Genomic DNA, 15,538 nt, shown 5'->3' with positions numbered 1-15,538 from the left:
GAAAAGCATTCTGGAAGGGATGCTTTTCTTGTTTAGATGCCATGAAAAATATACGTGCTTGGATACTATTTATTTCTGCAGGGCTATTATTGCTCCTGGCAAGTCCGTATATCCTCGTTCGTTGGGATTTAAGCGAAGAAAAGAAGTTTACCCTGAGTGAGTCTACGATTAGTACCTTACAAGCCTTAGACGGCCCTATTCGAATCAAAGTCTATCTGGCCGGCAAGGATCTTCCCGGTGGATTTAAGCGCCTTCAAAAAGCAAGCTTTGCTATTCTTCAGGACATTCAGCGAAGCAGTCCGCAAACGATTAGCATTGAGACGATTGATCTTTACGAAGCCTATCCGGATGCCTCATTACGCGAGCAACAAATATTCCAATTAGATTCTTTGGGCTTACCTCCTACGAATTTGGTCAATAATGAGGGTGGAAAGCAAGTCCAACAAATGGTCTTCCCGGGTTTGGTGATTGAGAAAGGTGATAAGAAAACAGGAGTTCTGTTATTAAAAGGAAACCAATTAGCGTCCTCACAAGAGGTATTAAACCAGTCGGTCGAAGGCCTCGAATACGAGATCATGAAGGGCATCCAAAGCCTGATGGACACGGCCCGCAAAAAGATTGGTTTCTTCTTGGACTACAGCCGAGTTCCGGCCATCAAGCAATTAGGCTTGATTGCATCCTTACGAAAAAGCTATGATTTATATCCCGTCGACTTAAGTGCTTCCTCGACTTTGGTTGGACTAGATGCCATTTGTGTGATCCAACCTGATCGGAAATTCAGTCCGACAGACCAATTTAAAATCGACCAATTTTTAGTCAAAGGGGGTAAGGGAATATTCTTTCTCGAGGGGGTTCGTGTGGATACGATTCAAGGACAAGGCTTGGTGAGTTCACCCATGGATGTGGGACTGGAGGAGATGTTGTATCGTTATGGATTACGGCTGAATGCCAACTGGGTGAAAGACGCGCAATTGAGCGGCATGATTCCGTTGGAAGTTGGGAACTTTGGTAACAAAGCTAACTTACAATTAATGCCATGGCCGGCATTCCCCTTATTGACAGGAAATCCAGCCTCTGTTATTACCAAAAACCTAGATGCAATCTATGGCAAATTCGTATCGAGCATCGATACCGTTTCGGGAAGCAGTGGATTGAAGAAAACCCCATTGTTGGTAACAAGTGCCTACACCCAAGCACAAAAGGCACCCGCTACCCTACCCTTTGCATCGTCAGGAAAGGATTTTAATCCGGCGCAGTATACATCGGGACCGCAGGTGATTTCGTATTTACTCGAAGGGCAATTTAAGTCCATCTTTGCGAATCGGCCATTGCCACAGGATAGTTTGGCGAATGGATTTGTGGCACAGGGCCAACAAGCGGGCGGATTGATTGTGGTGGGAGATGGCGATTTGGCCTTGAATGGAATTGATCCGAATACGAAGGGGCCGACGCCTTTGGGATTTGATCCCTTTGCGAAGCATACCTTCGCCAATCGAGATTTTATTTTAAATGCATTTCATTATTTATTAGATGACCAAAAGGCCCTATTGGCTCGTAATAAAAATATCCGATTGAGACCTTTGGACATGGTAAAGGTTCAGGAAGGGAGAAGCTATTATCAGTTCTTGAATGTGCTCGTCCCGGTCGGTTTTGGAATCCTAATCAGTCTTTTGGTAATTCTTTACCGCAAGCGCAAATACAGAGCTTAAACACTTGGCTTTGTAGTCAAATTGATTTAACTTCAAGGTCTGAATTCAACATTAATCAATAATTAAAAGCAATGAAATTTTTAGTAGCCTCTAACGTCTTATTGAAGCAACTATCAGCCATCAATGGCGTGGTAGCGAGCAATCCAATCATTCCTATTTTGGAAAACATTTTAGTGGAATTGGAGGGGAACAAATTGATGTTAACAGCATCGGATTTGCAAACGGTGATGACAACGACCTTAGAAGTTGAGGGCTTTGAAAACGGCTCGATTGCATTGCCGGCACGATTATTGTTGGAGACCCTTCGCAGCTTACCCGAGCAACCAGTAACTATCGGTGCTGACCAAGGAACCTTCGGAGCGGAAATTGCGACACAAAACGGTCGTTTTAAGTTGAGCGGTGAGAATCCGATCGACTTCCCGCGCATTCCAGAAGTAGCAAAGAATCAATCGATTTCATTATCTGCCTTAACCTTAGGTGAGGCCATTGCCAATACTTTATTAGCGGTATCCAATGATGACATGCGTCCGGCGATGACGGGTGTGTTGATTCAGATGATGGGCGATCATACAAACTTTGTGGCGACGGACGGACACCGTTTGGTACGTTACCGCAGAACGGATTTGAAGACAGAAGGAAGCAGTTCATTGATTTTGCCAAAGAAAGCATTGTCATTGTTGAAGTCGACCTTGCCATCCGATGAAACACCGGTAACGGTAGAATTCAGCTCATCGAATGCCTTCTTTAGTTTCCAAAGCTTTCAGTTGATTTGTCGGATCATCGACGAGCGTTTCCCAGAATACGAAAACGCGATTCCAAAGGAAAACAATGAGATCCTGACGATTAATCGTTTGGAATTCTTGAGTTCGGTGAAGCGTATTTCAATCTATTCAAACAAGACAACACATCAGATTCGTTTAAAATTATCGGCTAATAAATTGACTTTATCGGCAGAAGATTTAGACTACTCGAACGAGGCGAATGAGGCATTGACATGTGATTACGCAGGTAAAGACATGGAGATTGGTTTCAATGCGAAATTGATATCTGAATTATTGAGCAATTTATCGTCGAAGTTTGTGGACATTAAATTGAGCGAGCCAAACAAGGCAGGATTAATCATCCCATCGGATCAAGATGAGGCGGAAGATATCTTGTTATTGGTGATGCCGGTGATGTTAAATTCATATAATTAAGAGTGAAGAGTTAAGAGTTAAGAATGAAGAAGTGAGAGGTTTTTACCAACATAAACTAGCGACTTGTAAATATGAAAAAGCTACTAAGTATCCTGTTTCTTGCCTTATTGACACTACCCGCTTTCGCAGAAGGCGATGGGGTGAATTTCTTTGAAGGAAGTTTCCGTCAGGCATTGGCGAAGGCGAAGAAGGAAAAGAAGATGGTTATGTTGGACGCCTACACCTCATGGTGCGGCCCCTGCAAGGTCTTAAAAAACAAGGTATTCCCAAACAAGGAATTAGGGGCTTATATCAATGAGCACTTTGTATCCATTGGCGTAGACATGGAAGCCGGTGAAGGCCCAGCCTTAGCGAATATGTATCCGGTAGAAGGCTACCCGACCATCTTGTTTTTAGATGCATCAGGGAAGGTAAAAAAGAAAGTACTAGGCTTGCCACAGGGCGGCGCGAAAGAGTTGCTGGGAGTGGCGAAAGGGGTTAAATAGAGGTTCGAACTAAGAGTGAAGAGTTAATAGTGAAGAGATAAAAGTTAAGAGATTTTGAGAGCCCGGGAAAGTTTCCTGGGCTTTTTTGTTTTGATGGCAATAAGATTCAACAAACGTTATGAAAACGATTTACTTAGAACTAGATCGTTATCAAGTTGAAGAATTTGAGTCATGAAATGGAAAAAACTCTGCATTCTTAGTTCTTCACTCTTAACTCTAACCTCACTAGATAATTCCCTCTGCCTCCGCTTGGTTCTTCAAATCGTGAATGGCAACTGGTTTCTTGGAACGTTTACGCATTTGGATGTTGATGAATTCAACAAATAATGAGAAGGCAATCGAGAAGTATAAATAGCCTTTCGGGATTTGACCGATGCTATTGTTCAAAATACTTAATTCCGAATCGTGGCTAGCTTCTGCGATGAGCATAAAACCAATCATAATTAAGAAGGAAAGACCTAAGACTTGTAAAGAAGGGTGATTGTTGACAAATCGGCCAACCGGCCCTGAAAAGCCCATCATAATAATCGCTGAAGCGACTACGGCAATGATCATCACGCCCATGTTATCAGAGAGGCCAATGGCTGTCAAAATGGAGTCGATGGAGAAGACCAAGTTGATGAGTGCGATTTGGGTTACGACTTTCGCAATGCTATTGACCGTTTTGCCACCCTGTGCGATATGCTCCTCCTCTCCTTCCAGTTTCATGAAGATCTCATTCGTGGCTTTATAAAGCAAGAATAAGCCCCCTACGAAAAGGATAATCGCTTGGCCGCTGGGAGCCATTTTAATGAATCCCCAGTCGATGTGAGCGAAGGGTTTTTGCAAGGAAATGAGAATGGAGATTCCAAACAATAAGATAACACGAAAAATCATGGCAAGAAAAAGACCGATGTTACGCGCTTTGGCTTGATCCTTTTGGGGTAAACGAGAGGCCGTAATGGAAATGAAGATGATGTTATCGATTCCTAAAACGATCTCTAAAAATGTCAATGTCAGTAAACTGATCAGATTATCCAGACTAAAAAGTGATTCCATGTAAAAAAATATTGAAGCGTAAAGATGGTGTGTTTCAGGCAGATAATCAACCAAAAGTGCATTTGAACGAAAATTTATAAACTTTTTTTAGGTGCCGGTTTGCATAAAAAAAATAAAAAGCAGATATTTGCAAACCGATTCACACGGAATGGTCCTATAGCTCAGCTGGTTCAGAGCACCTGCCTTACAAGCAGGGGGTCCTAGGTTCGAATCCTAGTGGGACCACTTAAACCACCTCAAACGAGGTGGTTTTTTTTATTTTACGGCTATTTCTCAACTTCGACTAGAAGGACTCAATTCATATTGCACCGAAGCATTTTATCAAACCAAGATAGCCGCAATTGCAAGATTACAAATAACTCAACCACCATTTCTCCTTGTGCGCCGACTTGTAGCCATCGTACCATTTACACAAAGGATACAAGCCTATAATCAAAAGAATCCATAACAAGTAAACACCGCCAAGCCCCACACCTTCTCCGGGAATCTGAAAAAGAAACGGTATTTTTTGCAAAGCTTTCCTAGCATCATCCATTGTATGGCCATTGTAAAAAAACAAAATCATGGCAAACAGGTGAGCAACATAAAAATGCAAGATATAATAGAAAAATGCCGTCCGACCGAATGTACGGAACACGTTCGTTATGAGGTTATGGAGATTTTCCAAAAACGCTAAACCTAGCATGGCAATTCCAATCATCACCGACATATACGCCAACGATGGGGGATATTTGTGGACATTGATAAAGGACAAAAAGGTCTTAAATCCATCTGTTTGAGTCGTCCACGAATGCGGATCACCATAGACATTGATCCCTCTGAGAACCACAAAAAAGCCAAGCAGAGATATCCCGAACCACAATAAGATTTTTTGCCTTTGAGCCGAGGTGAATTTGGAAGTAAAGAAAATACCAAAGCAATAACCCAAAATCATCAGACCCGTCCAAGGAACAAATGGATACATGATGGCAAGGAAATGATCCCCGTTGATGGGATAAATCGCAAATGACCCATGATGCAATAAATCCCACCAAAAACCGGCTTTAAAACCAGGTTCAGCCTCCCAAAAGTCCAAGGAATTATGACCGAGTACGATCAACAACCCAACGGCCAACACAATTTTATAAGGCAAACGACTTAACAAACTCAAAATAATCATGCTTATTCCAATGGACCAAATCACCTGGAAAACAAGCAAATTATAGAAAGGATTAAATGTCATCGCCAAGGAAATCAAGCCAAACTCGACGAATATCAACCAAATCCCCCGTTTGAAAAGAAATGAACTCAATTCGCCTTTTGTTTTCCGAATGCTTTGCAAATAGATGGAAAGACCCGAAAGAAAAACGAAGGTAGGTGCACATAGGTGCGTAATCCAACGTGTAAAATAAAGAACTGGTGTGGTCGTCAACACATTTAAGGGATCACCCGTATAGGCTTGATCGTGTACAAAATCCCGCACATGATCGATCGCCATAATGACCATAACGATGCCGCGCAATACATCAATGGAATCAATTCTTTTTACTGTGGTACTCGATATACTGGACGACATAAATGCTAATGAATAATGTAGAAATGGTTTGATTTTAAGGGGGTAACTTCCATAGAAAATGAAGTGCTTCGATCAATAATATAATGGCTCTTTGCTTGTGTGCCTTATCCTTACTATTCTGATAAGATTCTGTTCATCAACAATTTGATACGTGAGCCTATAACTAAATACAACAAAGGCATGGAAATTCAAATTGGGCTCACTTTTCAGTTTATCGGTTTCAGCTAACCTTGGATTAATTTGTATCAATGTTAATTGCTTGAATATTTTGAGTTTTACGATTTCAGAGGCAATAGAACTTTGATTATTCAGATAGACTAAAATAGCCTTAAATTCCGCTAAAGCCTTTCTATCCCAAATTACCGTATAGTTGGCAGTCATTACAAACTCGATAGTTCATCCAAAGCGCGCTCATGGGGTACAAAATCTCCAGCATCCATTCGCGCAACAGCTGCATCTATTTCTTTATTGTACTGCGCGTGATCAATTCGTTCAGATGTATTATGCTCCTCAACTAAACTTTTGATTACCTCTAAAACCAGGGTTTGTTGACCTTTAGGTAATAAAGGCAAATAATTATCCACTTGCTTTTTAATGGCTGAAGTTGTCATAGGTCTATTCTAATTGAACAAACATACAAAAAAAACATGCGAGAAAATGAATTTTCAACAATCAAGAAATTGATATTTTTTCCAACAGGTACCTTAATTTCAACTCTTAACTTCTCTTCTTTGGCGTAACCAATTAAAACTGATAATTTCAAGGAAACTTATCTTATTAAACTACCATGGAAGTACACCACCATTCCCATCACCCCAAAAAGTGGAAAGAATACGTTACCGAATTTATCATGCTTTTTGCGGCTGTAACTCTTGGATTTTTAGCGGAGAATTACCGAGAACATCAGGTGATCGAGCATCGGATCGAACTGAATAAAATAGCTATTCTGAAAGATCTGCAAGCAGATTCATCTGAAATAGCGAAGGTTCTTACTTCTGGGGATAAAATGATTGAAAAATTTAATAAGGTCAATCACATTCTATACTTATCTAAAACCAATAGAATAAGTCAGGCCCAATTTATTGATTCAATAAAAGTTATACCTGAGTTTTTCGCTAGAACCAGCACTCTATACATGAATAATAGTTCGTTTAAAAACATGCAATCTAGTGGCCTGTTCACGTCATTAGAGGAAAGTGAACTAAAACATACCTTATCGATTTACTACGAAGTTGACTTTAAAGCGATTCAATCACTGAACGAATTTTTTGACCAAATTGGTAACAATTTCAATAATCAATTACCAATTGGCTTAGGATCGCTTATCAGGGATAAAAATCAGTTTCAAACAACTTATGAAATGAACAATCCAGTTTTTTTTGAAAATTTCATCTTGAGCCTTCCTAAAACGAAAGCATTACTACAATCAGATGACTTTATTTATGAAGTCCAAAAATACTACAACTACATTTTTGTGTACCGAACTAGCCTAAGACAAGCTAAAAAAAGTAATGATACCCTAATCAAATTACTAAGAGCCGAAATCAAATGAACTACCTAAAAATCCTCTTTTTATGTTGTGCAGCGGCATTTTCGATGAATGCACAAATGGTAAATGACAGCACCTTTGATGCGAGTGTAAAACGTCCAAAATTCAAAAAAGGCAAAGGCCCTGCCCTCCTTATCGATGCAGCTCACCACAATTTCATTGTTGAAATGGGTTTAGCGAAGCCTTTAGTAGATGTGGCCACGGCTGATGGATACAGGCCTAGCATCGATTCTTCTTTATTTACAAAAGCATATTTATCGAACTACAAAATAGTCGTTATTACCCCTGCTATGCCATTCACGTTTGGATCGAAAAAAGAGGTCACCACGGAATCCACCTTCACTCCTGCTGAGATTGATGCCTTACATGATTGGGTGAATAATGGTGGATCTTTACTATTATTGAGCGAGCATGCGCCCATTGACAAATCAATGACGCCTGTGTTGAACAAATTTGGGATTCAGTCCAGTATCGGGATTGTTTGGGATTCTTTGAATTGCGACAAAACGATACCAATGAAGGGTTTTCAAACACTTTTAAAATTCAATAAAGAAAACGGATTGCTAAATACGGAACATCCCATCACCAAAGGCGAACAAGCCGGCGAGCAAATTAATGCCATCGTCACTTATGGCGGCAGCGGCCTAACTGGCCCTGAGTACACTTCGCTTTTTACGCTTTCACCGTCCTCTGAAATCAAACGCTGGAGCGGCATTAATCCTTCCGGCAGTGCCACATCACAAGGTTTAGTGGGCAAAGTAGGAAAAGGCAAATTAGTGGCTTTAGGAGATTGCAATGGATTTACAGCCATGTACATCAACATGGGTGCTGGGAAAAAATTCTTTGCGGGCATGCAAGTAACGGATCATAACTGGAAACAGTTCGTATTGAACACGTTACATTGGCTATCTAACTAAAAAACACCCCATGAAACACCTTTTATTCCTCCTCCTCTCTTTCTCCACCTTCGCCCAAGATATCCATTTCAAATCGATTCTAGTGGATACGCACAACGACTGTTTAACCGCATGTATCGAAAAGAACGTTTCACTAGATCAGGATTTGACAGGAATTAATCATTCAGATTTAGCCCGTTTTAAAAAGGGCGGTGTGGATTATCAATTATTTTCTGTTTGGTGTGATGGGGAGAAAGCGAATCCATATGTGTGGGCGATGCGGGAGATGGACAGTTTGTATGCGGTGGCAGCCAGAAATTCGGATAAGTTAGTGATTGCTAAAACCTGGAAAGACATCCAGCGCGCCTTAAAAGAGCAAAAATTAGTAGCGCAATTCGGAGTGGAAGGTGGTCATATGATCGAGAATGATCTACAGAAATTAGAGACCTTTTATAACCGAGGAGTGCAGTATATGACGTTGACTTGGAACAATTCACCGAGCTGGGCGAGTTCACATGCGGATGAAAAGAATCCCAGCTTTAAGGGACACAAAGGGTTGAATGACTTTGGCAAAAAAGTTGTCAAAAAAATGAACCAAATGGGCATGTTAGTAGATGTTTCACATGTGGGTGAGGCGACGTTTTGGGATGTAATAAACACAACTACGAAACCAATTATAGCTTCTCATAGCAACGCTTATAGTGTTTGTCCCGTTTCTAGAAACTTGAAAGATGAGCAAATTATAGCGATTGGAAAAAATGGCGGAGTGATCCATTTAAACTTTTACTCGGCTTTTGTGGATATCGATTTTTGGCAAAAAGATGAAGCATTTCGTAAAAAGCATAGCTCTGAGATTGATTCATTAGTTGGCGCAGGCATGCAAATGGAATATGCGTTTAACTTGATTGGAGATAAATACGCAGCAGAAAGCGATGCCATTAAACCAGATTTAGAGCAATTAATGAAGCATTTTGATCACATCGTCAAGCTTATTGGGGTGGATCATGTGGGATTAGGCTCAGATTTCGATGGAATTAATTCCGCGCCAAAGCAATTAAAAACAGTATTGGATTACCCTGTTTTTACCCAGGCACTTATCGCACGAGGTTATTCGAACAAAGATATTAGCAAGGTTTTAGGCGGGAATTTTCTGAGGGTTTATCAGGCAAATCATTAGACTTATTTATGCCGAAACCAACAATCCATCCGCTCATTTTCGTAAGCTTTGAAGATTGTATTCACGGGGACCCCGTGCTGCAGTTGAGCATTAAATCGGGTTCTTGCTAGGTAATTAAAGGCACCCATGTCGCCCGTATAAGCCGTTGTGTTACTATGATTATAGGTTGAATGCAAGGCACACAATTGCTGTAAAAAATCATAAAACACAGGAAAGGCTCCGCCAAAAACACCACAATTCAAGAGCGATTCGGAGGCAAAGCGCGCTTCGTAAGCGCTGTAATCCGAAATTTGGCCTCGCAAATGCTCCGCATGCGCCAGCATCCACTCATTGTGCAAGGTTTTCGGTTCATCCCCACAGAAAAGGGCACCTGGATTCGCGGTAAACAGCGGGTGAATAAAAGGGTTTTGAGCTAGGGTCACATCCGACACATCGGTCACAAATACCCCCTGAATCGCACCTTTGTATTGCGCTAAAAAGTCCCGGTAAACAAAATACCGATAGACATTCGGATTAAAAGCCGGATTGTACGTAATCCGAACAAAGGAAATGTACGCATTTTGATACCGTGCACAGGTTTCCTCGGAGAAACTATTGTGAAAAATAATCCCTTGTAATTTGGCATCCGCGACGGATTCCGCCCATGCCCGAACGAGTTCATAGGAATCATCGGCTAAGGTCGTGTTCCGATTCACATCGTACACACCCGTAATGTGACAAGCTAAAACAAGGTGAGGCTTCATTAATTGGCGTTCAACAGGAGTTCTTGCTTCAATAAAGCACAGGTGCTGTTCGGATTATTTCGGTAATAGATATAAGATCGCTGGAATACCTTCTTCGTTTTGAACTGAATCTCGGCACGTTCGTAAAAGGCTGAATCAGCCGAAAAACCACCCTTGAAGTCTATGCTTTTAAACACTTTTTGATGGCCAAACAAGGTTCCAAAAAGCACCGCATCATCTAAATGTATCGTTTTGGTAAGGTCATTTTTATCCGGAACATAATAGTCATCCAGGGAATCCACCACCGCCTCCGCCGTCGAACAAATTAAATCCACATTTTCCACCTCCATCAAACAGGTACTTAAATGGAACGGTTTGTATGCATCATCACTATCAAGAATCGTGATAAATTCTCCCACACTATTCAATATTCCCCGATTGATCGATTCCGCTTGTCCGCGGTTACGATGCCGGATGTAAACGATTTTTTCTTCGTGGGCTTCTACGTACTCCAACAAGGCTTTACGGTCATTTTCGGTACTGCCATCGTCGATGATGATTAGCTCAAAATCTTGAAAATCTTGTTGCAAAACAGAATCTATGGCTCTTTTTGTTAATTGAAAGTCGGTATTGTATACCGCCATTAACACGGAAATCTTTACATGCTTAGACATGAAATCAAATCAAATTCCACCAATATAGGCTTTAGGGGAGCAAATTTAATCAAATAATACTATGTTTAAGAAAAAAAACGATGAACAAACTCCTACTACTAGCCTTTTTCATTTTCACCCTGTCCTCCTGCACGAAAAGTGGAGAAACGGTTGCTAACTACTTCTCTTATTCAGGCAGTTTAGAAGCTGGTTGAGTGAAAATGATTCCCATTCAAACACCTGCCGGTACCTTCAAGGTGTGGACGAAGCGTTTTGGCACTAATCCTAAGATCAAAATTCTCTTATTACACGGCGGCCCGGCGATGACGCACGAATACATGGAATGTTTTGAGACTTTTTTCCAAAGAGAGGGCTTCGAATTCTACGAATACGATCAACTAGGCTCGTATTATAGTGACCAACCGACGGATTCGACACTTTGGAAAACGGAGCGATTCGTAGAAGAGGTAGAACAAGTACGCAAGGCCATCGGTGCAGATTCGTCGAACTTTTACATCATTGGGAATTCATGGGGCGGCATTTTAGGCATGGAATATGCGCTGAAATACCAGAAGAATATGAAGGGACTTTTGGTCTCAAACATGGTAGCAAGCGCTCCAGAATATGGAAAATATGCGGAGGAGGTTTTGGCCAAACAGATGGACCCTAAAGTCCTAGCGGAAGTAAGGGCGATCGAAGCAAAAAAGGATTTTAACAATCCGCGTTATATAGAATTATTGATTCCGAACTTCTACAAAGAACATATTTGCCGCTTACAAGAATGGCCAGATGCGGTAAATCGATCATTTAAACACGGAAACAGTTCGATTTATGTGAGAATGCAAGGTCCGAGTGAGTTCGGAATTAGCGGACTTTTGGAAAAATGGGATATCAAAAATCGCTTAAAAGAACTCTATGTTCCTACGTTGATGATCGGGGCAAAATACGACACCATGGACCCTAAAGCAATGGAAAAACAAAGTCAATTAGTCCAAAAAGGATCCTATTTATACTGCCCTAACGGCAGCCACTTAGCCATGTGGGACGACCAAAAAGTCTACATGAACGGTGTCATTTCGTTCATTAAGAAGGTGGATGGGGAATAATCTCCCTTATTCAGTAGGAGGCCGCCTCGAGAGGGGTGGCTTTTTTTTATCTCCAAAAATACAAGGCATCCAACTTCCGATAGGGTTTAGCCAGATACCGTAAAATCTCTGAATGGACTAATTCTGGCTCTTCAAAAGGGGAGATATGCGTAGCATCAGGTACTATATAAAGAGAAGCCCGAGGAAGATTCTTGTACAAGGCAATTGTATGATCGATTGTGAACATATCATGATCTCCAGCCATCACTAAAAATGGTACCTGAATAGAATTTAATTGAACCAAGCTGATGTTGGGATTATTAAACGCATTATCCGCCACTTTCTTTTTAGAGGCCGCAATCTTAGTTTTATCTGGAGCCAAACGCTCATAAGTAGAAAAATACTGTGCAAGCGGCTTTCGGGTTTTGGCAAATAGGGGATCTGTGGAATTCATTTTCCAAGTCGTATCCATTGTCAATGCTACTCCCTTCGATTCCCCTAAAAAATTAGCCCCCATGATGACCGCTTTATCCATTTTCTCAGGATGAATCAAGGCTAATTCTAACGCAATATCTCCCCCATCGCTCCAGCCTACGAATTTAGCTTTCTTAATTTGTAATAAATCCATCAAGCCATTGACATCAAGCGCCATTTGCGCATAGGTTAATTCTTTCGCATCACTATCAGTGGTTCTGCCTTGGGAGCGAGAATCGACCGCTAAGACTTGATATTTTTTTGAGAATGCAGCAATCATTCCTCCCATTGTTTCAATAGAGCCATAGCCGCCATGCAAGAGAATCAAGGGCTCCCCTTTACCGTAGGTTTCATAGTACATGGAGATGTCACCTACTTGGATGCGTTTGCCCACAGCTGGATTTGAACCATACCGAATCTGCGCGTGTGCGACTGCAGCCCAACAAACTAAAATCGAAAAAATGAATGCTTTCATATTTATTTGATTAAACTTTTCATGACCCAAGACTTAAAATCCGTCCGAATTTTTATTGGCGAAGTAGATGGACGTTGATACAAAACCATGGCGATCATCTCATGTGACGGATCAATGAAGAATATTGGACCCGTAGCACCACTCCAATAGATGGTCCCCGCTGGCCTTGGGTCATTACCAATATCCTTCCGTTTAATCGCATAGCCAAACGTAAAGCCATTATTCTTCAAATCATCTGTTGGCGTAATCGCCGCCTCTAAATTCAACGGCGTTTGATCTGTTTTCATCATCGCTATCGTTGACGGTTTCGCGATACGAACCCCATTTAATTCCCCATCTTGAAGGATCATTTGGCTAAATTTAAAATAATCAATTGCCGTTGAGTTTAATCCACCTGAGCCCGAATAATACGTTTTTGAGCCCCTAATACGTATACTCTTTTCAGATCCAGGATCAATCAATGCCAATCCCCCTTTTACATCTGGCTGATAATACGAAGTGAACCTCGGCGCGTCCTTTGGCTCCAAGAAAAAATGCGTATCCTTCATCCCCAAGGGATCTAAAATTCTTTTCTGCACAAAATCTTGGAAAGGCATCCCACTAATAACTTCTACTACACGACCCGCAACCAATAGACCAGGGCCGTAAATCCAACCCTCACCCGGCTCATGGCTTAAAGGTAATTTGGCTAATTTCTTCACATAATTTTCAATGTCACTTGAATAGGCGTTTTTGGTAATCGCCGCATAAGCCTCGGGCATATTGCCACCATAAGCACTCGGTTGGCCTGTTGTATGTGTCAATACATGACGAATCAACATCGGTTTTGTCGCCGCGCGCGTTTTATATAGCCACATGCCATCTACACTATCTTTTGATAGCATGATTTGTTGGGACGCGAACTCTGGCAAGTACTTACTCACGGAATCATTCGGTTTACATTTACCGTCTTCCATTAATAGCAACAGAGCTAGCGTAGCTATGGGTTTCGTCATGGATGCCAAACGAAAAATGGCGTCTTTTTGCATCGGGATATGCGTTTCCATTTGCGATTCACCTTGGGCCTCAAAATGAACAATTTTACCCTTGCGTGCAATTAAAGTAACTGCGCCAGCTATCTCTTTTTGTTGGATACTTTTGGAGACCTCATTTTGGAAATCATCCAATACTTTTTGATCAAAGCCTAAGGCTTTCACCTCCGCTGGCTTTGCTATATCAGTCGTTACGATTTTAGGTACTTCGTTCTTTATTCCAGCATACACCCCTTTTCTAAACTCATCGCCAAAATAAAATTGATAGGGATTTGGTGAACCTAATGAACCTATTTGCGTCATGAAAATTCCGATTACCTCATCTTTCGGATTGATGAAAAAGTGGGTAGAATTGGCACCACTCCAGAAATATTCGCCTGCGGAAACATTCGGTTTATTTGCGACCATGGGATTTGTTAAAATCCCAAAGCCCAAGCCAAATCCATAACCAGGTTCTAAGTTCGTACTTCCATCCTCATCTAATGAAATGCCATTGGCTATTTTATAGATGCGCGAATTTTGATCTGGCTTACGTGCAATTTCACCCGTAACATCCATTTGCATCAAGTCCAATGTCTCCTTTTTTAGAATGCGCTTCCCTCGCAACGTTCCCCCTTGATACAACATTTTTGCGAAAGTCAAATAATCCTCCATCGTGCCCCACAAAGCATTTACGCCTGCAAAAACGGTCACATCTTTGCTTTGAGGTTGCATTTTGGAACGAACTAAATTTTTTCCATTTTCAAAATCATACACAATCATCGCCCGTTTTTCTTGCTCCACACTTAAATTATACCCCATATCCTTCATCCCTAAGGGCTTAAAAATAGTCTTCTTCAAATAGGCATCCGTAGTCTCCCCAGTCAATACTTCGATCAATCGAGATGCTACATCCGGCCCAAACGAGTAATTCCACTTGGTTCCAGGCTGGTAGGATAAAGGAATTTTAGCCAGTGCCGCCACTCTCTTTTCAATTGTTGTCAGCTGCTGATCAAATACAATTGAATTCCAAATATCCCGATCCATCTTCACCAGCGTAATTCCATGCGACATTCCAGAGGTGTGACTAATTAATTGTCGGATCGTCATTTTACTTGTCGCCGGCTCCCTACTACTTGCCATCCCTTTGTTGACATCTTGAACAACGCTGAGATTTTTGAATTCTGGGAGGTAGTTTTCAACAGGATCATCCAAGGTGAATTTACCTTGTTCAAAGAGCGTCATCAGTGCGACCGTGATGACGGGCTTCGACATCGATTGCAAATAATAAATTTCTTTTCCTGTCATCGGAATATTATTGTCGGCATCTCGATTCCCATAAAATTGATTAAACACCACCTTGTTCTTATGGTAAACGAGGCCATGAACTCCTTTTAATTTATTGGCTTGAACTTCATTTTTCAAAAACAGATCAAGTGCTCCAAATTTTTGCGCAAATACCACATGGGCGCAAAACAGCAGCAGGAAAATGGGACGTAGTAATTTCATAAAAT

15 protein-coding genes and 1 tRNA gene are annotated in these 15,538 nt (G+C 41.3%); 8 read left to right on the top strand and 8 right to left on the bottom strand.

Annotated features, from left to right (window positions below):
• Positions 1-41 precede the first annotated feature (41 nt).
• The 3 genes from gldG to PQG45_RS11505 all read left to right on the top strand — a co-directional run bounded on the left by gldG (position 42) and on the right by PQG45_RS11505 (position 3,390).
• Complete coding sequence (gldG, locus tag PQG45_RS11515; protein ID WP_316070901.1) at positions 42-1,709, top strand: gliding motility-associated ABC transporter substrate-binding protein GldG; 1,668 nt, start codon at positions 42-44, stop codon at positions 1,707-1,709.
• Between the two features lie 71 nt (positions 1,710-1,780).
• Positions 1,781-2,905 carry a DNA polymerase III subunit beta gene (dnaN, locus tag PQG45_RS11510; RefSeq protein WP_315577271.1) on the top strand — a complete coding sequence of 375 codons (1,125 nt, stop codon included), beginning with the start codon at positions 1,781-1,783 and terminating at the stop codon, positions 2,903-2,905.
• A 71-nt stretch (positions 2,906-2,976) separates the two neighbouring features.
• On the top strand, positions 2,977-3,390 hold the full coding sequence (locus tag PQG45_RS11505) for a thioredoxin family protein (protein WP_315577270.1): 414 nt from the start codon (positions 2,977-2,979) through the stop codon (positions 3,388-3,390).
• Between the two features lie 225 nt (positions 3,391-3,615).
• Here the strand turns inward: PQG45_RS11505 and PQG45_RS11500 are convergent, their stop codons facing one another.
• Entirely contained in the window at positions 3,616-4,428 is an 813-nt protein-coding gene (locus PQG45_RS11500; protein WP_315577269.1) for a TerC family protein, read from the bottom strand.
• Positions 4,429-4,578: 150 nt separating this feature from the next.
• Here PQG45_RS11500 and PQG45_RS11495 point away from each other — a divergent pair.
• Positions 4,579-4,653 (top strand) — tRNA-Val (locus PQG45_RS11495).
• Between the two features lie 124 nt (positions 4,654-4,777).
• Here PQG45_RS11495 and PQG45_RS11490 read toward each other — a convergent pair.
• The 3 genes from PQG45_RS11490 to PQG45_RS11485 form a co-directional block, all read right to left on the bottom strand.
• Complete coding sequence (locus PQG45_RS11490; protein ID WP_316070900.1) at positions 4,778-5,983, bottom strand: DUF1624 domain-containing protein; 1,206 nt, start codon at positions 5,981-5,983, stop codon at positions 4,778-4,780.
• A gap of 72 nt (positions 5,984-6,055) precedes the next feature.
• Positions 6,056-6,364 carry a type II toxin-antitoxin system RelE/ParE family toxin gene (locus PQG45_RS11870; protein ID WP_391486433.1) on the bottom strand — a complete coding sequence of 103 codons (309 nt, stop codon included), beginning with the start codon at positions 6,362-6,364 and terminating at the stop codon, positions 6,056-6,058.
• Positions 6,364-6,594, bottom strand: coding sequence for a hypothetical protein (locus PQG45_RS11485; protein ID WP_316070899.1), 231 nt, complete (start codon positions 6,592-6,594; stop codon positions 6,364-6,366). The genes PQG45_RS11870 and PQG45_RS11485 overlap by 1 nt, the downstream gene beginning before the upstream one ends.
• Before the next feature lie 176 nt (positions 6,595-6,770).
• On the opposite strand from PQG45_RS11485, the gene PQG45_RS11480 reads away from it, so the two are divergent.
• From PQG45_RS11480 to PQG45_RS11470, 3 genes are read left to right on the top strand one after another with little or no spacing between them, the layout of a single operon-like run.
• Positions 6,771-7,535 carry a hypothetical protein gene (locus tag PQG45_RS11480; protein WP_316070898.1) on the top strand — a complete coding sequence of 255 codons (765 nt, stop codon included), beginning with the start codon at positions 6,771-6,773 and terminating at the stop codon, positions 7,533-7,535.
• A complete protein-coding gene (locus PQG45_RS11475; protein ID WP_316070897.1) occupies positions 7,532-8,449 on the top strand; it encodes a hypothetical protein in 918 nt (305 codons plus the stop codon). The genes PQG45_RS11480 and PQG45_RS11475 overlap by 4 nt, the downstream gene beginning before the upstream one ends.
• A 10-nt stretch (positions 8,450-8,459) precedes the next feature.
• Positions 8,460-9,605 (top strand): dipeptidase, encoded by a 1,146-nt coding sequence (locus PQG45_RS11470; RefSeq protein ID WP_316070896.1) that lies wholly within the window; start codon positions 8,460-8,462, stop codon positions 9,603-9,605.
• A 2-nt stretch (positions 9,606-9,607) separates the two neighbouring features.
• Here the strand turns inward: PQG45_RS11470 and PQG45_RS11465 are convergent, their stop codons facing one another.
• Both PQG45_RS11465 and PQG45_RS11460 read right to left on the bottom strand, forming a co-directional pair.
• Positions 9,608-10,348 (bottom strand): hypothetical protein, encoded by a 741-nt coding sequence (locus PQG45_RS11465; RefSeq protein ID WP_316070895.1) that lies wholly within the window; start codon positions 10,346-10,348, stop codon positions 9,608-9,610.
• Entirely contained in the window at positions 10,348-11,001 is a 654-nt protein-coding gene (locus PQG45_RS11460) for a glycosyltransferase family 2 protein (RefSeq protein WP_316070894.1), read from the bottom strand. Before PQG45_RS11460 ends, PQG45_RS11465 begins: the two co-directional genes overlap by 1 nt.
• Before the next feature lie 200 nt (positions 11,002-11,201).
• Here PQG45_RS11460 and PQG45_RS11455 point away from each other — a divergent pair, with 200 nt between their 5' ends.
• Positions 11,202-12,086 carry a proline iminopeptidase-family hydrolase gene (locus PQG45_RS11455; RefSeq protein ID WP_316070915.1) on the top strand — a complete coding sequence of 295 codons (885 nt, stop codon included), beginning with the start codon at positions 11,202-11,204 and terminating at the stop codon, positions 12,084-12,086.
• A 46-nt stretch (positions 12,087-12,132) separates the two neighbouring features.
• On the opposite strand, the gene PQG45_RS11450 is transcribed toward PQG45_RS11455, so the two are convergent.
• Positions 12,133-13,014, bottom strand: a complete 882-nt coding sequence (locus PQG45_RS11450; protein ID WP_316070893.1) for an alpha/beta fold hydrolase — start codon at positions 13,012-13,014, stop codon at positions 12,133-12,135.
• A 2-nt stretch (positions 13,015-13,016) separates the two neighbouring features.
• A complete protein-coding gene (locus PQG45_RS11445) occupies positions 13,017-15,533 on the bottom strand; it encodes a serine hydrolase domain-containing protein (RefSeq protein ID WP_316070892.1) in 2,517 nt (838 codons plus the stop codon).
• Positions 15,534-15,538: the final 5 nt, after the last annotated feature.

The sequence above is a fragment of the Aquirufa regiilacus genome, from assembly GCF_032470275.1.
Classification (GTDB): Bacteria; Bacteroidota; Bacteroidia; order Cytophagales; family Spirosomataceae; genus Aquirufa; species Aquirufa regiilacus.
Note: the sequence above shows the minus strand (reverse complement) of the source record. Positions and strands in the feature narration are given on the sequence as shown.